The 20,690-nt window shown below is 32.1% G+C and carries 17 protein-coding genes, 1 riboswitch and 1 other annotated feature; of the genes, 10 read left to right on the forward strand and 7 right to left on the reverse strand.

Features of this window, described 5'->3' with window-relative positions; translation table 11 throughout:
- The first annotated feature begins 37 nt into the window (after positions 1 to 37).
- Together CLORY_RS15785 and CLORY_RS23345 are read left to right on the forward strand one after the other, a co-directional pair.
- Positions 38 to 886 (forward strand): nitroreductase family protein, encoded by an 849-nt coding sequence (locus CLORY_RS15785; protein WP_079426207.1) that lies wholly within the window; start codon positions 38 to 40, stop codon positions 884 to 886.
- A 226-nt stretch (positions 887 to 1,112) separates the two neighbouring features.
- Positions 1,113 to 1,286: a hypothetical protein gene (locus CLORY_RS23345; RefSeq protein ID WP_169911649.1), complete on the forward strand. Its 174-nt coding sequence runs from the start codon at positions 1,113 to 1,115 to the stop codon at positions 1,284 to 1,286.
- A gap of 85 nt (positions 1,287 to 1,371) precedes the next feature.
- Here the strand turns inward: CLORY_RS23345 and CLORY_RS15795 are convergent, their stop codons facing one another.
- A complete protein-coding gene (locus tag CLORY_RS15795) occupies positions 1,372 to 1,551 on the reverse strand; it encodes an H-type small acid-soluble spore protein (protein WP_079426213.1) in 180 nt (59 codons plus the stop codon).
- A gap of 51 nt (positions 1,552 to 1,602) precedes the next feature.
- Positions 1,603 to 2,184 carry a DedA family protein gene (locus CLORY_RS15800; protein ID WP_242954434.1) on the reverse strand — a complete coding sequence of 194 codons (582 nt, stop codon included), beginning with the start codon at positions 2,182 to 2,184 and terminating at the stop codon, positions 1,603 to 1,605.
- 244 nt (positions 2,185 to 2,428) lie between these two features.
- On the opposite strand from CLORY_RS15800, the gene CLORY_RS15805 reads away from it, so the two are divergent.
- The 3 genes from CLORY_RS15805 to CLORY_RS15815 all read left to right on the forward strand — a co-directional run bounded on the left by CLORY_RS15805 (position 2,429) and on the right by CLORY_RS15815 (position 5,880).
- Entirely contained in the window at positions 2,429 to 2,761 is a 333-nt protein-coding gene (locus CLORY_RS15805) for a CGGC domain-containing protein (protein WP_079426216.1), read from the forward strand.
- Positions 2,762 to 3,008: 247 nt separating this feature from the next.
- On the forward strand, positions 3,009 to 5,018 hold the full coding sequence (locus CLORY_RS15810; protein ID WP_079426219.1) for a M28 family peptidase: 2,010 nt from the start codon (positions 3,009 to 3,011) through the stop codon (positions 5,016 to 5,018).
- Between the two features lie 217 nt (positions 5,019 to 5,235).
- On the forward strand, positions 5,236 to 5,880 hold the full coding sequence (locus tag CLORY_RS15815) for a DUF5105 domain-containing protein (protein WP_079426222.1): 645 nt from the start codon (positions 5,236 to 5,238) through the stop codon (positions 5,878 to 5,880).
- A gap of 70 nt (positions 5,881 to 5,950) precedes the next feature.
- On the opposite strand, the gene CLORY_RS15820 is transcribed toward CLORY_RS15815, so the two are convergent.
- Positions 5,951 to 6,442, reverse strand: coding sequence for a DUF6803 family protein (locus CLORY_RS15820; protein ID WP_079426224.1), 492 nt, complete (start codon positions 6,440 to 6,442; stop codon positions 5,951 to 5,953).
- Positions 6,443 to 6,628: 186 nt separating this feature from the next.
- On the opposite strand from CLORY_RS15820, the gene CLORY_RS15825 reads away from it, so the two are divergent.
- The 3 genes from CLORY_RS15825 (at position 6,629) to CLORY_RS15835 (ending at position 11,466) form a co-directional block, all read left to right on the forward strand.
- Positions 6,629 to 7,390 carry a nitroreductase family protein gene (locus CLORY_RS15825; protein WP_079426227.1) on the forward strand — a complete coding sequence of 254 codons (762 nt, stop codon included), beginning with the start codon at positions 6,629 to 6,631 and terminating at the stop codon, positions 7,388 to 7,390.
- A gap of 133 nt (positions 7,391 to 7,523) precedes the next feature.
- A complete protein-coding gene (locus tag CLORY_RS15830) occupies positions 7,524 to 8,315 on the forward strand; it encodes an HAD family hydrolase (protein ID WP_079426230.1) in 792 nt (263 codons plus the stop codon).
- 142 nt (positions 8,316 to 8,457) lie between these two features.
- Complete coding sequence (locus CLORY_RS15835; RefSeq protein ID WP_079426233.1) at positions 8,458 to 11,466, forward strand: exonuclease domain-containing protein; 3,009 nt, start codon at positions 8,458 to 8,460, stop codon at positions 11,464 to 11,466.
- 93 nt (positions 11,467 to 11,559) lie between these two features.
- Here the strand turns inward: CLORY_RS15835 and hflX are convergent, their stop codons facing one another.
- The gene (hflX, locus tag CLORY_RS15840) at positions 11,560 to 13,371 is read right to left on the reverse strand and encodes a GTPase HflX (protein WP_079426236.1); all 1,812 of its coding nucleotides are present in this window, start codon (positions 13,369 to 13,371) and stop codon (positions 11,560 to 11,562) included.
- 683 nt (positions 13,372 to 14,054) lie between these two features.
- Between hflX and CLORY_RS15845 the strand changes: the two genes are divergently transcribed.
- On the forward strand, positions 14,055 to 14,888 hold the full coding sequence (locus CLORY_RS15845) for a methyl-accepting chemotaxis protein (RefSeq protein WP_169911650.1): 834 nt from the start codon (positions 14,055 to 14,057) through the stop codon (positions 14,886 to 14,888).
- An 85-nt stretch (positions 14,889 to 14,973) separates the two neighbouring features.
- Here the strand turns inward: CLORY_RS15845 and CLORY_RS15850 are convergent, their stop codons facing one another.
- A complete protein-coding gene (locus CLORY_RS15850) occupies positions 14,974 to 15,822 on the reverse strand; it encodes a hypothetical protein (protein WP_079426242.1) in 849 nt (282 codons plus the stop codon).
- A 212-nt stretch (positions 15,823 to 16,034) separates the two neighbouring features.
- A riboswitch (purine riboswitch) is annotated at positions 16,035 to 16,139 on the forward strand.
- Between the two features lie 26 nt (positions 16,140 to 16,165).
- Here CLORY_RS15850 and CLORY_RS15855 point away from each other — a divergent pair.
- The gene (locus CLORY_RS15855; protein ID WP_079426244.1) at positions 16,166 to 17,560 is read left to right on the forward strand and encodes an NAD(P)/FAD-dependent oxidoreductase; all 1,395 of its coding nucleotides are present in this window, start codon (positions 16,166 to 16,168) and stop codon (positions 17,558 to 17,560) included.
- 65 nt (positions 17,561 to 17,625) lie between these two features.
- Here CLORY_RS15855 and CLORY_RS15860 read toward each other — a convergent pair whose 3' ends face one another.
- The gene (locus tag CLORY_RS15860) at positions 17,626 to 18,975 is read right to left on the reverse strand and encodes an amidase (RefSeq protein WP_079426247.1); all 1,350 of its coding nucleotides are present in this window, start codon (positions 18,973 to 18,975) and stop codon (positions 17,626 to 17,628) included.
- Between the two features lie 50 nt (positions 18,976 to 19,025).
- Complete coding sequence (locus tag CLORY_RS15865; RefSeq protein WP_079426250.1) at positions 19,026 to 19,913, reverse strand: AraC family transcriptional regulator; 888 nt, start codon at positions 19,911 to 19,913, stop codon at positions 19,026 to 19,028.
- A 323-nt stretch (positions 19,914 to 20,236) separates the two neighbouring features.
- Positions 20,237 to 20,527: a binding site (T-box leader), on the forward strand.
- Positions 20,528 to 20,690: the final 163 nt, after the last annotated feature.

The raw sequence follows: 20,690 nt of genomic DNA on the forward strand, positions 1-20,690 counted from the left end.
ATTGAAAATTATATAATATAGAAAGCAAGTGATAGAAATGAGTGGAATTTTTAATATTCCTTTCGACAAAGTAGTCAAAACTCGTACATCTATAAGAAATTATAGTGATGCAAAAATCTCTGAAGAAATTAGAGAAAAGATAGATGCTTACATTAATGTACTTTCAGGACCGTTTCCAGTAAAAGTACTATTTAAGCTTATTGAATCTGAGGCAGCTGCTAACTCAGCTAAATTAGGTACTTATGGAGTTATAAAAGGAGCAAGAAATTATATTGGTGCAAAGGTTAGCAAAGAAGAATTTTCATTAGAAGAACTTGGATATGAATTTGAAAAATTGATTCTCTATTTGACTTCCTTGGGACTAGGGACCTGTTGGCTTGGAGGAACTTTTAAGAGAGACGAATTTGGTAAGATTATGGAAGTTAAAGAAGGAGATTTGTTTCCAGTAATTTCACCTGTTGGATATGCTGCAGACAAAAAACATTTAACTGAGAACATAGTAAGATTTATAGCCAAATCTGATAAAAGAAAGCCTTGGGAAGAATTATTTTTCAATAAGGATTTTTTAAAGCCATTAAGTAAACTAGAAGCAGGAGAGTATAGATATTTACTTGAAATGTTAAGATTAGCACCTTCGGCAGCAAACAAACAGCCCTGGAGACTTGTAAAGGATGGATCAAGTTACCACTTTTACGAATTTAAGGCTAAGGGGTACAACGATGTGTTGGGGTACGATATACAAAGAGTAGATATGGGAATTGCAATGTGCCATTTTCACCTTGCTGCTATGGAGAAAGAGTTAAGTGGTGAATTTAAAAAATTATCACCGAACATACTGAATGTGCCTGTTGATGCTCAATATGTAATATCCTGGATAAAGGAATAACATATAATTGAAGTTGTGAATAATGACGTGTAATCAAAGACGGCTTTTTAGCTGAGCGGAGATTATACGTTTTTTTTGATATTTACAGAAGATAGAAATATATGAAGATTATAATTTAAACGAAGAATTAAAAATAAAGTATGATAATTTTGTAAAGGTGGACAAAAGAAGTTTCTTAGAATCAACTATCAAAAAAGGAATAAAAGATAAATCGTTTAGAGGAGATTTGGACTCTTTAAAAACTGGATACTATATTTTTCAGACAATTATGGGATTGCTTCAGAGAATGAGTTATACATCATTGCCCAATAGTGACGAAGCCGTAACCTTTGATGATATCACGACAGCAGTTATAGAGATGATTATAAACTCAATAAAAAATACTGAGAGCAATAAATAGGTAGCTGGTAACGTGATTTGGTTTACAATGGTTACCAACTACTAGAATTAAGTTTGGATAACATTTAGCATATGATTTAAATAAATTAATGTTCGGTTAGTGAATTTAATGAGACTTCCTGTTTGCTTGCAGGCTCATTAAGTGAATGTATATAGGCAGTTTCTTTATTATCATTTACATCTTCAATATAAATTGGGGTTCCGTTATAGGTGACATTTGCCATAACTGGTGAACAGGCAATTTCTTTTGCATGTTCTTTATTCATAATAAAAATCTCCTTTTTCATTTCATTATATTTAACAAATATAGTCTTTGCTTAATATAAAAAAATATTCTTTTTATGCTTTTTATAAATATAAATAATAGATAGAATTAGTGCAATTATTATAATGCCAATAATTATATATTTTTTTATATATACATCGAATTTGTTCCAGCCAAATCCGAGAAACCTACCTAGTGAAATAAAAGTAGATGCCCAAATTGCTGCTCCAACATACGCATTTATCGCAAACTTTTTATATGAAATTTTTGTTATCCCGGAAAAATAACCTGTAATATGCCTAATTCCGGGAATAAAGTATGCTAATATTAATAATCCTTTTCCATATGAGTTGAACCAATATGAAGTTTTATTTAGTTTATCTATACTAAGGTGTACATAGGATCCATATTTTTTAAAGAACTTTAGGCCTAATGTGCTCCCAATGCAATACGAAATCGTTATTCCTAAAATTGTTCCAGAAGAGGCAACAATGATACTTACAATCCAATTCATTTTGGCTTGATAGACAAGGAAACCGCAGTAGGCCATCATAAGCTCTCCTGGTAAAGGAAATGCTATCAACTCAAGTGTCAAAGCGCTAAATAAAATTAAATATCCATAACTATTTATCAAATGTATTATAGACTGCAAATTATCACATCCTAATTTGTTTATGAAGAAGAATCCTGCTCTCTCATAATAATACGTTAATTTGAATTATACATTGCATGTTAAGAAATGACCAGTATAGTATTGGAAATATATGTGTTATTGACAACTGGCATATACAATGCTATTTTTAGTGTCTAAAGAGTTTTATGGTATATGCTATTATTTATATTTTACAGAATAGTCTTGAATTATGGGGGGAAAACATATGAAGATAGGTCTTATTAGATGTATGAAAACAGAAGATAAATGCCCAGGTACAAATTGCTTTAAAGCTATGTATAAGAAAAAAGCTGCCTTTAAAGATATTGAAGAAGAAATTGAATTGATAGGAGTTACTACTTGCGGCGGATGTCCTGGTAAAAAAGCAGCAGCAAGAGCGGCTAAAATGATTAGAAAGGGTGCAAACGCTATTGCTTTATCCTCTTGTATTACGAGAGGTAATCCTAAAGGAAATATTTGTCCGTATTTAGAGGAAATGAAACAAGCAATTACTAAGAAATTGGGAGAGAATATAGAATTAATAGAGCATACTCATTAATATATTCTGATGTGGAAAATAGGAGACTTACTAAATAGAGTAAGTCTTTTTTACGCTTCAGGAAATTTTCTTAAATCTGACTTAGTAATTTCTTAACGAACGGATTAATCTCAGAATACTACTATATCTTGTTCTGCAGCAAATAGTCTCGACATGTTTTTGCATTATATTTAACACAACTTGAATCTCCTAGAATAATATACATTAAAAATATATTTTAAAATACAGCAAAGGAGAATGGTTGTTTATGGATGAAAGATTTCATAGAATTTGTGATTACATTGATATAGCGAATTCTGAGAAAATAATAAATATGTTATCGAGCTTTGGAGATGATAAAGCCACTGGAAATCGTTCTGCAGGTTCAAATGCAAGTACTAGAGCATCTAGGTACCTTGCAACACAGTTCAGAAATATAGGCTTACGGAATGTAACAATTGATAGTTTTAATCGTTCTGGTTGGACATACAAAGGTGCCAATATAATATATAGAGATGAAAATGGAAATTCAAAAAAAATAGTACTGGGGGGGTATGCTTGTAGCATAGAAGCAGATAGTATAGATGTTAAAGTAGTAGATGGTGGAAAGGGAAAGATAGATGACTATAAGTCTCTAGGCGATGTGACAGATAAACTGATATTAATCAGCATTGAAATGTGGAAGGATTTTTGGGTTTCATACCCAGCCTATCAAGCCTATTTAAAAGGTGCAAAGGCTATTCTTGTCTATACAAAATATGAAGTTTTGCATGAAGATAATCTTGTTTCACAATCGATAGGAGGATCAGCTCATGCCCCAGCTCTTGCAATTACAAAAAGAGATTACGATATATTGAGGAATCTCATAAAAAAATCTGACAGCGGAGATATCACAGTTAAATTAACTGCACATTCTTATGTATATACCCATAAAACGTCCTACAACATTTGGGGAGAGATACCTGGAAAAACGGATGAAGTAATATATTTAATAGCTCATTATGATGGGTATTATCATTCTTATTTTGACGATGCATCTGGTGTTTCTACTATAATAGGAATAGCTAAGGCAATAATTGATAGTGGCTATAAACCTTACAGAACTATTAGAATAGTCACACATGGAGCTGAGGAATGGGGAGTAGAAAATTCTGATTTTGATTGGTCGGTAGGTGCCTATGAGCAAATAACTCACATTCATCCGGAGTGGGCAGAAAAAGCTTTCGCTCTTATCAATATTGATGGCAGCTTTGCTGTACCACATGAAAGAAACTATCATATAATAGTGTCCAGCGAATTAAAGGAGTATGTTAAAAAGAGTGCTAAGCCTATCATAAGAAATAGCGGCTATAACTATAAAATAGAAACAAATAATTCTGTTATGAGTGAAGAGTTTGCGTATGCAAAAGCTGGAATACCATGTATAACACCTAGAGAGTCTTTTTATACAGGCATATACTATACTAATATTTATCATAGTTCTATGGATAGTAAAGCTTTTGGATTTGACAAAAGAACTTACAGGTTAACGCATATATTATATGGCAAAATATTGTTTGATCTAGACAATACACCAGTTCGACCAATGGATTTTTATCAGCGTTTTGTTGAAATCAAAGAAAGTATAAATACAAGTATTACTGGAAGACTGCTTCTAAGTACAGCAAGAAGAGCGTCAATTTATGCACATGAGCTTTCATCTAAAATAAAACAGTTAAATATGGAAGATACAAATCAAATGCTATATGAAAAAAGTAAATATAAACGTCTAAATATTGAACTTTTTGGACTATATAAGATAATTCAGAATAGTTTTGTAAGATTAAATTGGAGACTGGATGTTGAATTCCCGCATCAAAATTATCAAATGAATATTGCTTTATTATCAAAGGCAATAAAAGCTTTGAAAAATGAAAGTGAATCTTTAGAAAATGTTGTTAATAACTATATAAAACCTATAGATATGAATGAGTATGTTTATGATATCGATAAAAATGCGTATAATTATTTTGCGAACCGAGCAGTTTTTGAAAATAAGGATACTTGGGGATATAGGATGATAAGTAAACCTAATGAAGATTTATATGAAGTAGCTCAAAGCTTAAAAGCGAAATTTAACAAGCAAAATCCAAATGTTGAACAGGAAATAAAGGTATTGCAGGAAGCTCTGAACAGACAAAGCTTATATTTAAAAGAGGCAGTTAATAGAGAAATAGCAGACATTTATAAGATTATAGAAAAAATGAAAAGAATAATTTGCGTAATTAATAAATTTTAATTTATGAACAATAGGATAGCCTGTTGATACTTCAAAAAGGCTATCTCTCATCATGCCAATAAACAGTTAGTGGTGTATACATGTAGAGATACGAAGAATGTGTTATAAAGTTAAACTAAAAATTAAACTTAATTAAATAAAAATTTCTAAAAAGTATAAAGTTATCTTAAAGTGGCACGATATGTTAATTGAGTTCTTTAAAACAAGGAGGATGTAAATGAAAAAAATAAAAAATAGCTTAATATTGTTGCTAGTTATACTTATTGTTCCTGTTTTTGTGATGGGATGTAAGCCTAAGGTGGGGGCAGATGAGTCAGCAAAAGCTCTATTTAATTTTGTAATCAAAGGGCAGAAGGATGGACTCTCTAAAATGGGTGCTCAGCAAAAACAGCTTAAAAAGTTAGCTAAAACTCAAAAGGATCAATATATGCAGCAATTAAAAGCAGGCTTCACATCACAGGGGTTGACGATTAATAACAAACAAGTTGAGAATATATATAATTCAATCATGGTTGCCTTTGGAAAAGTGTCTGTTACTACTAATAAAGTGTCTGAGAAGGATAAGACTGCTCAGGTAAAAGTTAAAACAACATACTTTGATTTAGCTGCTCTTTCTACAGGAGCTGCAAATAAAGCTGTTCAAAAATATAAAGGTACTAAAATAACAGATCGAAAAGTGTTGATGGAAAAATTATCAAAAGAATTTATTAATAACCTCGTGTCTGATTTGAAGAAGGTTAAGCCATCAAATAATAAAAAAGAAGAAACATTTAAATTTGTTATTGAAGACAATGTCTGGGTTCCAGCAGATGAAAAAGGCTATGGCGAAGATATAATGAAGTTAGTTTCAGGCCAACAATAAACATAAATACGGTATTGAGAGTTAAAACCCATATTAGCAAAGCTAATATGGGTTTTAACATTTATAAAATCTATTTCATTGAAGGCATAGAAGACATTGAGTTAACAATTTCGGGATTTACCATACCAAAAATCATGGCAATATGAGCAACTACGAGGAAACCACCTACAAGAATAAAATGAATTTTCATTTTTTCTTCTGATGTTTTGTATTTAAATATTATTCCAAGTTCCATCAATGCGATAGGCAACAAGAAAATCACACCGCTTAAGTAGAAACCGACTGCTAATACATCTACCCAAGTATGCCATTCTCCTGCACTGGTAAGCGGAATAACGGCAGTGATTAATAAATAGATGAAAATTCCTGTGAAATAGAATCCGTCGAAGATACCTACGAGTTTATTAAGAGTTCGTAATCCTCCTCGTTGTGTTCTATTAAAAATAATAAAAAATTCTGTAATGGTTAATGTTTCTGCACAGATAACAGGAATTGCCATGAAAATCAGTAGGTTCCAAGGCTGATTGCTTGCTAGTAAGGACATATAATGCGTCATATTCATGCTGTGATACCTCCATAAGATTAAAATATAGTTTTGTTACAGTATTGCTCAAGGATTAACTGAATATATATTATAAAATTGTTATGTATATTTAATAAAGATATTAATATTATGTTCTGAAAATTTATGTTTATAGTTAGTTGTGCTAATATTAAATATGTAAATAGATTTGAAGGAGGTAATATAGTGAATGAGGTTTTAGAACAAATACATAATCGAAAGTCAATGAGAGTATTTGAAAATAGAGAAATAGGTTATGAGACTAAAAAAGAAATATTAGATGCGGCCATTGCAGCACCTACAGCTGGTGCCATGATGCTTTACAGTATAATAGATGTAACGGATAAAGAGCTTAAAGAAAAGCTTGCCGTATTTTGCGATAATCAGTCTTTTATAGCTAAAGCACATATGGTTTTGGTTTTTGTTGCAGATTATCAGAAATGGTATGATACATTTTACTTTGAAAATTGTAATCCCAAAACACCAGGAGAGGGAGACATACTTTTAGCTTGTGCAGATACGATAATTGCTGCGCAAAACACAGTGGTAGCGGCTGAATCTTTAGGGGTTGGGTCTTGCTATATAGGTGATATAATAGAAAACTATGAGGAAATAACAAAACTGCTTGGTCTTCCAGATTATGTGCTTCCGGCATGCATGGTAGTTTATGGTTATCCGGCCGAAGCCCAAAAGAGTAGAAAAAAGCCTGCAAGGTTTGACAAGCAATATGTTGTATTTGAAAATAAATATAAGAGATTTACTAAGGATGAACTTACAGAAATGCAGAATTCTAGAAATGAAAAGGCAGGATTGGGTAAGAGAAACATCAGTGAGGATATTAAGGCCTTTTGCAAACGTAAATATATGTCTGACTTTGCTAAAGAGATGAACAGGTCTGCTGACAAATATCTTGATAAGTTCAGAAGAAAAGATAACACTACACTTTAATCGGATTACAGAGCGCAGTTGCGTTTAAAAAATTAATATTTATAGTATTTGACGAAAAATGAGATTCATTTTATCATTATATAGATAATGAAAATAAATAACGGCTTATACTAAGGAGGAAATAACAATCAATATGAGCAGAAAAATGATATTTTTTGATATAGATGGAACTATTATTAGTGAAGATACGCATATGATTGCTGAAGGAACAATAAAAGCTATCAGAAAAGCAAGAGAAAACGGACATTTAACATTTATAAACACTGGTAGAACTTTTTTTAATGTACCTGAAGAAATAAGAAGTATAGGCTTTGACGGCTATATATGTGGATGCGGCACATATATTTATTATAACGGTAAAGAACTTTTAGCAAAATCTATTTCACACGAGAAATGCAAAGAAATTATTGAAAAGCTTCGAGGTTGTAAAATTCAAGCCCTATGTGAAGGATTAGATGGTGTATATTTTGATGAAACGAGACCTGAAACGAGTGAACTAGCTAACATCAAAGAAGGATTTAGAAAAGGAGGACATGATATATCTAGAAATTGGGACGAGCCAAACATTGTTTTTGATAAATTTGTTGTATGGACTGATGAAGAAAGTGATTATGATGCTTTTTATGCATATATAACAAAAGATTTTGATTATATTGACAGAGGAAATAACTTTGGAGAAATAGTTCCGAAGGGTTATTCCAAAGCTACTGGGATCAAGTTCCTGCAGGAATATCTTAATGTTGATCTTGAAGACTGTTATGCTATTGGTGATAGCACAAATGACTTACCTATGCTTGAATATGTGCCTAATAGTATTTTGATGGGAAATGGGACAAAATCTCTATTTGGTTCTGTAGCATTTGTAACAAAAAATATTGATGACAACGGCATTGAATACGCGCTTAAACACTATAACATTATTTAGCGCAGGCTATTCTGACAGCTAAAGTATTTATCTTAGGCTGCATATAGAATGATAAGTTGAAAAATCAACATTAGAGTATGTATACTTTTACTAAATTGACACATAACTACGTATATGCATCATTCTAATATAAGGAGGGTTTATGGAGCGCTACAGTGTATTAAATAACGTGGTATTTTTAGATATAGAAACCACAGGTCTAGATGCTTCTAATGATAAAATTATAGAAATTGGAGCTGTAAAAATAAAGGATAAGCAGGTTTCAAGATTTAGCACGTTAGTGAATCCCCATATAAGTGTTTCATTGAATATTTTAGATCTCTGTGAAGGAATCACTGAACAGCAGCTTCAATCTGCACCTGAACTTGACCAGGTTATGAAAGAACTACTATCTTTTATAGAGGACTTTCCCTTGGTATGTCACAATGCGGCTTTTGAACAGAGTTTCCTTAAGATAGATAATAAATTTCTTGATTCTTTGGAACTTATAGCAATACTCTTTCCTGAACTGCCAGAGTTTAACCTTCAGTATGTGATACAAAAATTTCTGACTGGAAATAGGCAGGAGAAGCATAGAGGACTTAGTGATTCAGAGGATACACTGGCAGTGCTAAACTATGCTGTCAGTGATTTCTTCTACGAAAATGGATATACTCTTCCAATAAGTATAACTGAATTGACAGAATGGAATTGGTATAAATACCTTGAGAAGGTTGATATAGATGATGTTAAATATTTTCTTGAAGATAAGCCTTTTACTTATGAAACAAAACTATCAGAGGAGTATCCTGATTTTGCACTGAAGGATTATGAAAAACTGTTTAAAAGAGAGGATATCTGGAGAAGAAATGGCAAAAGCTATAGCTTTAGACCACAGCAGAAAGAAGCATCAAAATTTGTTAGGGAAGGTTTAGAAAAAGGAAAAATCACAATAATGGAAGCACCTACAGGACTTGGAAAAAGTATGGCGTATTTACTGCCATCAGCTATATATAGCCATCTTAAGCAGAGTAAGGTGATTATATCTACAAACACAAAAGGACTGCAGAACCAGTTGGTTGAAAAGGATATTCCCAATGTTTTGGATGCTTTAAATTTGAAAAAAGATGTTAAATATACTCTGATTAAGGGAAAAAGCAATTACTTATGTTTCGAAAGATTTGAAGAAATAGAATTTCCTAGAGACCTAAAGACTTTATTAGGTTATGTGTATCTAAAAAGGTTTATGAGAGAAAAGGGACTTGGAGACAGTGAAGAAATAAGCTATGCAATACAGGAAAAGTTTAATTTAAATAATCTAATGGAGCAGTGCTATTGTGATTCAGAACTTTGCGAAATAAACAGCTGCGCATATAAGGATTCCTGTTTTTACGCATCAAAGGTTGAAGATTTAAGGGAGTCTCAGCTTATTGTTGTTAATCACTCATTGCTGCTTAGATGGCCTTATCAAAATATTGCACCTCTTGATAACATTCTGGTTGACGAGGCACATAATTTGACTCAGGAGGTTTATGATGCTTTTGAAACCTCGCTCATATCCTATGAATTTGATAAGCTTCTTGAAGATATATATGATAGTAACAAAAAAAGAGGATATCTTTATTACTTATCTAAAAAGGTTAAAAAAGAGACGCTGCCATTAAAAGAGATACAAGCAGATATGGAGCAGTGTGTCAGTGGAATGAAAAATGTTCAAAATGCTTTTAAAAGCTACATATACGAAAATGAAATAAGCAGGGAATATAATATAAAACAGCATTTAAACGTTGAAAATGTAAATCTTGAGCCTATTTTTAGATACTTAGGATACATTAAAGAAGATATAAGCAGTTTAAGTTTAGATCTAGATAAAGCTTTGGCTGTATTGAAGAATATGGGAAATCTTGAAAAAGATAAAAGACTTAAGATATTGTCAGAAAGATTGGAAGTTATGAATAGCTATACTAGACTGTTGGAATCAATGCTCAGCCAGCAGGAGGAAGACAGCTGTTTTTATTTTGAAGTTGATAAGAGCTTAAAATGGTGGAAGGTTTCTGTAATACCTTTAGACGTTTCAGGAATTTTCTATGATAGAATCTTGAGTACAATTACAAGCTGTTTGTTTATTTCTGCTACATTATGTACAGATAATGGCTACAAAAATTTAAAAAATACGTTAGGTATTAATTTTGCAACTTCACAGAATAAACAGATAATTGAAGTACCTCCGATATCTCCAGTTTTCGATTATAAGGGGAGAAGTGCCATATACGCTATGAGTGATATGGAGCCAAATGATGATATACAAACTTTTTCTGAAGAAATGAAGGATTTTGTTTTAGAATTATTAAATATAGTGGGTGGCAATATAATAATTCTTTTCACAAGCAGGAGAAGATTAGTGTCATTTAAGCAAACAGCAGCTGAACGTCTCAGTGGTTTAGGGGTAAGACTGATCGAAGGCAAAAAGGATATTTCTAAGCTTAAGTCAAGAAAGGAAAGATATATTTTTATAGGCTCTAAAGGCTTTTTTGAGGGTGTAGATATTCCGGGAGACAGTATGACTACGGTAGTTTTGGATAAGGTACCTAATATAAATAGCAAGGAGCCTTTCTATAAGTCACTGATAGATAACGAAGCAAAAAAAGGTAAAAGTTATTGGCATGCTTATGCGAATGTAAATATGCCTATAGTGTCTATTGATTTAAAACAAATATATGGGAGACTTATTAGAACAGAGTATGACTATGGAGCGCTATTTATAATGAGCAAGTTTGATAGTGGTAATTCCATGGTTAGAAAATTGGAACAGCAGCTTCATCAGGTTCCGATTATCAGAAAACCTGTTGAGGAGAGTTTCAAAGATTTAAAGAATAGAGTAATGCGCTGGAAACAGATGAACTTATATAAGATACTTAAAGAAGTTCAACAACCATTGAAAAAGGTTGTTTCAGATAGAAAAAAATACGGTGATATAAATTCATTAGAGGAAACTGAGAATTTTATAAATCAATATATTAGCTTTGAATATGATAAGAGAAAACTATATTATGATGTGCATATTTCTATAATTGATGAACTAAATATTTATATAAGCGGCAGAAAAATCGGCTTAGGAAAAAACAGAAAGAGCATAGAGGAGTATTTTGATCATGTTATTAATTTTGTTTAATCGCGACAGGACTCTGGAATTGAGACCTGTCACGACTGGTAATTAAGCTAGAAAACTTAGATTAGTGAAATGTTTTAATTGAGCGCAGAGAATCTAAGCTTTTACTTCAAATCCTACACATAATTTGTAAATTTCGTGCTGAACTAAAGCTTTTATATGAGTTCCTTCTTTTATATAATCTTCATCGATTATGTGAGAATTTTCATGAAGCAGTGAAACCAATTTTTGTTCAGTGTAAGGAATTATAAACTCTTTTTCAACTAATTTAACAGGAATTTCATTACCTATTGTATTAAGCAGTCCGTTAAGATTAATTTTTTTGGCGGCGCTTATTTCTACTATTTTTTCTCCATTTAGAAACTCTCTTAATCTTTTCAAATTATCTTCTGAAGCTTTGTCGATTTTGTTTAATACAATTATAGTATTTTTATCTCTTGCGTTAAGCTCCTTTAGAACTTTATTTACTGATTCTATCTGGCTGATAGCTTCCTCATTTGAAGCATCAACTACATGTAAAAGTAAATCAGCGTCAACAACTTCTTCTAAAGTGGATTTAAAAGCTTCAACAAGCTCATGAGGAAGCTTATTAATAAAACCTACAGTATCAGATAAAGTGATTTTTCTGTTATCATTCAAGTTTACTGCCCTAACTGTGGTATCTAGTGTGGCAAAAAGCATGTCAGCTTCTAAAACACCTTTCTTATTTATAGTGTTTGAAGAGGATGCAGCACAAAGCTTGTTTCTCAATGTTGATTTTCCAGCATTTGTATAACCTACAATTGCTACATTACTGATGTTATTCTTGATTCTTTTAATTTTTTGAACTGACCGTTGATTGGCAGTTTTGGAAAGCTCATTTTTTATTTCCTCTATTCTTCGTTCTATATGCCTTCTATCTGTTTCAAGCTTTTTTTCTCCAGGGCCTCTTGAACCTATGCCTCCTTTTACTCCAACACCGCCTTTAATCCTCGATAAATTAGCGTTAGCATCTCGGAGTCTTGGAAGCTTATGTTTGAGCATAGCAAGCTCTACTTGCAGCATACCTTCTCTGCTTTTAGCTCTTCTTGCAAAAATATCGAGTATTAGTGTAGTTCGATCTAAAACTGTGCATTTAACAGCTTTTTCTAGATTCCTAATCTGGGAGCCGGATAGTTCATCATCAAATATTACGATATCAGCATTTTTTAACTGTTTTAGGTGAAATATTTCCTGAACTTTACCTTGCCCAGTATAATACGTAGAGTGTACTTTATTTTTTCGCTGGAGTACTTCGGCTGCTGGTAGAATGCTGCAGGCCTTAGCAAGCCCGCAAAGTTCCTGAAGGCTTTCTTCACTGTCAGTTCCAACAAGAATAGCTCTTTCTGTACCATATTTTGATTCATGAATACGAGGCAATATATCATGTTCAATATGAGATATTTCATCTCCTAAATTAAATTCTAAAGCCTCCGTTAATGTTAAATTTTCAAGCTCTTTAAAACTAATATTGCTGTTAAAGCAGTCGCATAAACCAATATTTACGAAGCTGCTTTCAATATCATCTTTGACACCAATGGACACCATAGCATCTAGTTTCAAATCTATTAGAGATGAAATATCTACTGATGATAATCTACTGTTGCCTGAAGGATGCGTATGGATTACTCTAAAGCCGTTAAGTTTCCTATCTCCAGCAGACATAGCAGGTATTTCTGCAGTATTTATTTTGCCAACTGAAATTCCTGTGATTTTTCCATGCCTGTTAATTACAGCACATAATTCCTTATTTAATAATTTACTGATATCATTAAGTTCTTCTGCTAATTCTTTAGAAAAGATGCTGCTAGTATCTATTGATATTTTATATAAATTTTCTAATCTCTGAATAACTACGCTTTTTATTCCACTAATATTTCCTGTTATCATAAAAAACCTCCTATAAATGTATGATTTAAAATAAATCTATATAAACTTTAACCTCATTTTTTAGGCCTCCTGTGAGTAAATTTAATGTCGATTTTTACAAAATTACCTTAACTTCACTTCAAACTCCTCCTAATATAAATTTGCAACGCTATATTAAAGGTGCATTAAAAGTATAAAAAACCACAGAACAATATACCTGATTTGGTATGATTGCACTGCGGTTAATTAGCATAATTAGTTAAAACATTTTATTGAATTGCCTCCAAAAATAAAAACCGCAGAATATGACTGCGGTAATCGTATGACTTCTAGTAAAAACGCATATTAAAATAAAAACAATTAATCTTAATAATGTGTTTTTAGAAATATAATAAAACCGCAGATATTCAGTCTGCGGTCAACATTCTTTAATTTCCTATAAATAGTTAACTGACAGCAGACTGATTATTTACTATTAAAATTCATTCTAGCCTTACTATTATAAATTAACATTTATAGTCTCCTCTCAAAATTTACTAATATATTTTATATATTCATTGTAAACCATATTATTTCAGATGTAAAGAAAAAGAATTTAATGGACATCATTATTTGATAAAAATTACATAATATACCTAAATCAATTATAGAAAGTTGCGATAAATAATTAAAAGAAAAAATAACCATTAAAGGAGATGCCGTTCATGGAAATATCTGATGAACAATATTTTGAGTCTATTAATAATTTATTTGATGTGTTACCTAACCTTTTTCCTTCGGATACTGCCGTAGGTTTGACTAATACAGAAAAATTCGTTTTTGTTAAGCAGTCAGATTCTTTTAAGCTGAATGTAGAGGTTGGTACAACTCTTACTGAAGATGGAGCATCTAAAAATGCAATAAGAACTAAGAATGTTGATAGGAGAAGTTCACCAAAAGAACTTTTTGGCTATTCTATTAATACTACTACTGTACCAGTAATTAATAATAGTACAGGAAATGTGCTAGGAACTATAGTATGTGCTGTATCACAAGAAAAGGTGGACAATGTTATTAGTGTTGCAAATGATTTAAAAACATTTTCGGAGCAGTTAACTGCATCAGCTCAGCAAATGGCAAGTTCTGCAGAAGAACTATCTGCTAGCAGCCATAATATAGAAGAATTGGCTAATAGGTCATCAGAAGGTATTAATAAAATGGATGATGTACTAAAATATATAACCGAAATATCAAATACTACAAATATGTTAGGTTTAAATGCTGCTATAGAGGCAGCGAGAGCTGGGGAACATGGCAGAGGGTTTAGTGTGGTTGCACAAGAGATTCGTAATCTTGCAACTCAAAGCAAAACTTCAGTTACGGATATAGATAACAGTCTTAAAGAGATTAAAGCTGATATAAATAACATAGTAGAGTTTATACAAAAATACACAAGTACAAGTGAGAATCAAGCAGCTCAAGCTGAAGAATTATCATCAAGCAGTGAGAGTATCAGTGAATCAGCTGCAAGATTATTAGAATTTGCACATAAATTATAAGATTAATCTAAAAACGCATTCAAAAACTATACAGTTAGAATGCGTTTTTAATAACAAATTTTTATGAATCTTGGAATTTACATCTCTATTGTTGAATAAAAAGTTCATTCAATCTATTAAATCCAAAAACAAGCTTACCGTTACTCATTACGCCTATACCTTCAGATTCTCTTTTTGTGTTCATAGATATGTGTTTTACATTTGAACCGTCAGGATTAAAAGTCATATATTCACCATTTGACAACAGATGGTACTGACCGTTTCTGTATGTAAAACCCTGTATTTCTCTATTAGGAGTGATACCAATAAATCCGCTTATATGGATTTTCTCATGCCAATCACGCTGTGCATCAGGCCCCTCTGTTAGATGGATTTTATTGATGTCATATCCATCAAGATATCTCGAAACTGAAATTCCAGTATTATCATCCTGCATAAACAGGACATTTGGATGAATTGTTGATGGAATCGTCCAACTTCTTACGATTCTAAATGTATAGGGATCGATTTTTAGCAGGGAAAAATTTGTTTGATCTTTAATATCTGCCAGCTGATATAGATAACCGTTTTTGTAGGATATTGCTTGTCCATGACCAAGTGGCATCTTTTTACTTTTTCTTAGTAATTTGCCTTTTTTGTTGTATACATAAATATAGGCATAACGAGTTTCGTCACAAACAGCATAGGTTAAGTATATATTATCATTTGTGTCTATTGTTAGGCCTTGAAGATGCCTTCTTAAGTTATCAGCAGTATTTCCCGGATCGCGATAAGGGTAAAAAAGAGTTTTCACTTTTAATTTATTGTTGAATGTAAGAGTATGAACAGAGTCCGCTTTTGCTAGAATTTTTTTTGAAAATATTGAATGGAATCCTATAACAAATAGTAGAACAGTTAAAACTACCATAAATAATTGTACCTTAATACTTTTCATCTTTTGCCTCCGAGCTAAAATGTAATAATAAAAAAATTGTAGCAAAAATTTAAGTATAAGGCAATCTTTTCATGATGATAGAATATACAATTTTCAAATAATTGATTCACAATGTTCGCTTTTTATTAAAAAATAATTAAAATTTCTATTATTTTCTTGATTTTTATAGAGAAATAAGCTAAAATTACCTAGTAAAACGAACTATGATAATAAAAAATAGAATAATATTCACTTATATAAATTCAGCAATATGGGTTGAGTGTTTCTACCAGGCTACCGTAAATAGCTACAGGACTATAAGTGTCTACTAACAAATTATATTTAATATCAAGGAGAGATAAGAATGAGTTATGATGTAATAATAGTAGGTGCTGGTCCAGCAGGAATATTTACTGCGTATGAGCTTAAGAAGCAAAAACCACAATCGGAAATTCTTCTAATTGAAGAAGGAAAAAGTATTGATAAAAGACATTGTCCTAAAGATAAAACTAAAAAGTGCGTATCTTGCAAGCCTTATTGTCATATTACTACTGGATTTTCAGGAGCAGGTGCATTTTCAGATGGAAAATTATCATTGAATTATGAAGTAGGTGGAGATTTACCTGAACTTGCAGGTGCTCAGTTAGTACAAGAATATATAAATTATACAGATTCAATTTATTTAAGCTTTGGCGCAGATACTAAAGTTGAAGGTGTAGGAAATAATGAAGCAATAAAAGAAATTAGAAGAAAAGCTATTCAAGGAGCATTAAAATTAGTAGATTGTCCTATAAGACATTTAGGAACTGAGAAAGCTCAGGAAATATATTTAAAAATACAAGATCACTTATTAGATAGTGGCGTTGAAATAAAATTCGATACAACAGTTAAGAATCTTTTAATAAAAAATAATGAGATACACGGAGTGGTAGTAACAGATTCTTTAACAAGAAGTAATGATGAAGATGTACTTTCTGATAAAGTTGTTGTAGCAACGGGTAGAAAAGGTGCAGATTGGCTAAAGGATATGTGTATTGAACACAATATTAAGCATAGTGCGGGTCCTGTAGATATTGGCGTTAGAGTAGAACTGAGAAATGAAGTAATGGAAAGTGTTAACAATGTACTTTATGAATCTAAGCTTATAGGATATCCAGTACCATTTAAAGATAAAGTCAGGACATTTTGTCAAAATCCAGGGGGTTTTGTTAGTCAAGAGAATTATGATAATAACCTAGCAATAGTTAATGGACATTCTTATAAAGATAAAAAATCTGAGAATACTAACTTAGCTATATTAAGTTCACATAATTTTTCGGAACCTTTTAACGAACCTATTGAATATGGGCAGAAAGTTGCAGAACTTGTTAACATGCTTGGCAGCGGCAGAATATTAGTTCAAAGATACGGTGATATATTAGATGGTAAAAGAACCTGGGAACATGAACTGCATGAATCCAATGTTAAGCACACATTACCAGATGCAGTAGCAGGAGATTTAACATCTGCAATTCCATATAGAACAATGACTAATATACTAAACTTTATACAAGCTATGGATGTAGTAGTGCCAGGTTTTGCAAGCAGAGAAACACTGCTATATGGACCGGAAATTAAATTTTACAGTAACAGAATTAATTTGGATAATAATTTTGAAACCAATATTAAAGGATTGCATTGTTTAGGGGACTCAAGTGGTTGGACAAGAGGATTAATGATGGCATCAGCAATGGGAGTAATGATGGGAAGAAAACTATAAATAGGAAATGTTGTGGTCTACTTTGATCACAACATTTTTTATGCACTGATTTTTGAAATTAATTGTCATACGGCCGAAAAAATTATTGATTCGGCTATTCTTTCAAGGTTAAAGTCATGGAATCTATTGCCTACAAGCTGAACACCTAAAGGTAATCCAGCTTCTGTTTTTCCAATGGGTATAACAATAACTGGACTTGCAGTTAATGAAAATGGAGTAGTGAAACCCATATTAGCTTTGGAATAGGAAACTTTTTCTCCGTTTATGGTCATATCAGTATAAATGGATTGATATCCAATAGATTTCAGAGGAAGTAAGTGCTTGAATGCTGGGGTTGCGGTAACTGGGGAAATCAAAACATCAAATTTTGCAAATAGTGAATCAAGTTGTTGTAAAAGTTGTTCGCGTACTTCTTCTGCCATTAAGTAATCTTTGAGCTTAGAGGACATTTTTGATCTCATAAGTATACGAGCAATAGGTGGAATGGAAATTGACATATTGCCATAAAGAAGTTTAAGAAAACAAATTCGTGCTTTTGAAAAGTCAAACTGTTTACTATCAATTTTTTTTACCTCAAATTTCTTACCCAATGAATTTATAAACTCCTTATAAACTTTTTCATAATCCTTGGAGAGTGGAAGACCTTCGCTATTTTCTGTAAAGGCTATTTTAAGCGATTTTTCATCGAATGTAGCAGGAAACAGCATGTCTTTTTTGCACAACAAATCAAACAACAGACTAAGATCCTGTAGCGTCGAAGCCTGGATACCTAATCGAAGAACAGCTGACATCGTATTTCCATATGGTTTTCCGCCGACAATATTTTCATACGGAATGACTTTATCTGTTCCTATTATACCATAAATGCCGCAAAAATGAGCGGGAATACGGATAGAGCCCATAAAATCATTGCCAATATCAGCATCACTGATACCTAATTTTATTGCTGTAGCGCCGCCTCCGCTACTCCCTCCACAGGTGTAAGCTGGAAAGTCTGGATGTTTAGTTCTTCCGTAAATTGAGTTAAAAGTCTGAATATCCATTGCGCCAGCAGGCATATTAGTTTTGCCTAGAATAATCGCTCCCTCATTTCGCAGCTTCGAAACAATAGCGCAGTCTTCACTACATATGTTATTTTTATATTTTAGCATTCCACCAGTAGCGGGTAATCCTTTTACCTCTAAATTATCCTTAATAGTAAGCACAGCACCGCAAAGCCTTCCTAAATTTTGACTGCACTTAATTTTTTTATCAATCATTCTCGCTTCGTGTAAGATTTTACCTTCATCATATGCAACAATTGCATTATAATCTCTACACTTTTTTAATAAAGTAAGTCTTTCTTCTACTATAGTTTCTAATTTAACTCTACCTTTTTTTACATTTTCCACATTTGTTAACATTTTTGATAGCATAAAAAACACCTCCTGATTTAAGTTTAATAAATTTGGAAGTGCTAAGCTGTTCATTTCTTGCTATTTTTAATAGGAACGCAGAATTGGATGATAATATTACCAGAAACATCTTGTGTATAGAATTCTATAAAAGGCCTGTAATCAGGAAGTAGATTATGTTCTGGCATATAAAAACCATATAAATATTCCATGTATTTAAAAAAATTTGCTGCAAAATCCTGTTGATTACGATTCATTTTACAGCAAATATATTTTCCTGAGGTTCTAAAAATTCTATAAGTCAAACTTTCAGTATGCATAGGGTGCTCTAAAGTTGCACAGGCATAATATCTGCATTCACTTAGCGACTGTACTTCAGGAGTATCTATCGTTATTCCGCAAATTTGAGTAGATACATTTGTACCATTATCCTTAAGCCATTGAAATATCTGCTGATACGCTTTTTCGATTTCTGGATTTTCCCAGATTTCAGACAGACCGGTTATTCCGATGCATATTGTTTTCAGGTCAGTTAAATCTAACAAAAAAAAGCAGCCTTCAATTGTTTCGTCATATATATATTTGGGAAAGGACAGCTTGGCAAAAGTAGCAGGATACTTTCTTGTTTTTTCTTCTCTGTACTCTGTAGGAGTGCAGTTAAAAAGTTCTTTGAATTTCTTAGCAAATATACTAGGAGTAGAAAAACCGTGAGCTAAGGCTATTTGAGTAATAGTGCAATCTTCATAAAGTAGTTGATTAGCTGCAAGATAGAGTTTGCGTTGAAGTATATATTTATGCAGCGTTTGCCCGGTAATTGCACAGAAAATTCTATGAAAATGATAAGGCGAAAAACCAGAAACATTTGCTAAGGATTTTAGGGACAACTCGGAATCAATATTGCTTTCAAGATATTCTAATGCTGCTTCAATTCTGATTTTATAGACATTGTTATTATTCATGAATCTTTCTACCTTTCTTGTTATTTTCCCAAGCAAAAAACTTAAAGTTTAATTCTTTTGATACAAATTTAACTGCTAAATGTTCTATAACAATATTATGAATAAATGTAATAGTTATAGCAAGTGCAATGCAGCTATCAAGTATTCTTCACTTGTCCATCTCAACGGAGCAGCTTATTATGTTTTTTTAACAGCAGGCGTTCTAATTATGTTTATTTTATCTGTAAATCTGGCAGAGAGGTAAATATACTAACTGTATGGTAGTATATGGTGTATAATGTATCCTGTATTGTTGACATTTACCTGTATTATTGATAAAATAACAAAAAACGTTGAAGAGAAGAGTAGATAAATGATTTCTTTCAAAGAGAGTTCCCATTGGTGAGAAGGGGCATAGAGATATTTATTGAAAAAGGTCTCAGAGTTTCTCATTGAGCCGGCTTAGTCGAGGTAGGTGTCGACGGGGACTCCCGTTACAGAGTTAAAGTATCGTTCATAGATATCATTAAACAGTATTAGGTGAGTTATCTGGAGCCGTACTTGAAAAGGTTAATATGGTGACATATTAATAAACTGGGGTGGTACCACGAAGAAATAAAACTCTCGTCCCCAAGACAATTGTCTTGGAGGTGAGAGCTTTTTTATTCTATAGGAAACTATGTAATTGCAAGGTTGTGGATAAGTGTGTAAAATATAGGTATTATGGTAGATAAGAAAATAACAGTAAAAGAAATATTAGTAGATAAGTATCAGGATTTTAAAAATAAATATTGGAGT

Source organism: Clostridium oryzae (assembly GCF_002029235.1).
GTDB classification, from domain to species: domain Bacteria; phylum Bacillota; class Clostridia; order Clostridiales; family Clostridiaceae; genus Clostridium_AE; species Clostridium_AE oryzae.

What these genes read in the sequence shown, in the direction of transcription:
- CLORY_RS15835 (WP_079426233.1), top strand. Translation starts at nt 8,458, where the DNA reads ATGGAGCGCTACAGTGTATTAAATAACGTGGTATTTTTAGATATAGAA.
- CLORY_RS15845 (WP_169911650.1), top strand. Translation starts at nt 14,055, where the DNA reads ATGGAAATATCTGATGAACAATATTTTGAGTCTATTAATAATTTATTT.
- hflX (WP_079426236.1), bottom strand. Translation starts at nt 13,371, where the DNA reads ATGATAACAGGAAATATTAGTGGAATAAAAAGCGTAGTTATTCAGAGA.
- CLORY_RS15855 (WP_079426244.1), top strand. Translation starts at nt 16,166, where the DNA reads ATGAGTTATGATGTAATAATAGTAGGTGCTGGTCCAGCAGGAATATTT.
- CLORY_RS15830 (WP_079426230.1), top strand. Translation starts at nt 7,524, where the DNA reads ATGAGCAGAAAAATGATATTTTTTGATATAGATGGAACTATTATTAGT.
- CLORY_RS15860 (WP_079426247.1), bottom strand. Translation starts at nt 18,975, where the DNA reads ATGCTATCAAAAATGTTAACAAATGTGGAAAATGTAAAAAAAGGTAGA.
- CLORY_RS15850 (WP_079426242.1), bottom strand. Translation starts at nt 15,822, where the DNA reads ATGAAAAGTATTAAGGTACAATTATTTATGGTAGTTTTAACTGTTCTA.
- CLORY_RS15785 (WP_079426207.1), top strand. Translation starts at nt 38, where the DNA reads ATGAGTGGAATTTTTAATATTCCTTTCGACAAAGTAGTCAAAACTCGT.
- CLORY_RS15810 (WP_079426219.1), top strand. Translation starts at nt 3,009, where the DNA reads ATGGATGAAAGATTTCATAGAATTTGTGATTACATTGATATAGCGAAT.
- CLORY_RS15805 (WP_079426216.1), top strand. Translation starts at nt 2,429, where the DNA reads ATGAAGATAGGTCTTATTAGATGTATGAAAACAGAAGATAAATGCCCA.
- CLORY_RS15820 (WP_079426224.1), bottom strand. Translation starts at nt 6,442, where the DNA reads ATGAATATGACGCATTATATGTCCTTACTAGCAAGCAATCAGCCTTGG.
- CLORY_RS15795 (WP_079426213.1), bottom strand. Translation starts at nt 1,551, where the DNA reads ATGAATAAAGAACATGCAAAAGAAATTGCCTGTTCACCAGTTATGGCA.
- CLORY_RS15865 (WP_079426250.1), bottom strand. Translation starts at nt 19,913, where the DNA reads ATGAATAATAACAATGTCTATAAAATCAGAATTGAAGCAGCATTAGAA.
- CLORY_RS15815 (WP_079426222.1), top strand. Translation starts at nt 5,236, where the DNA reads ATGAAAAAAATAAAAAATAGCTTAATATTGTTGCTAGTTATACTTATT.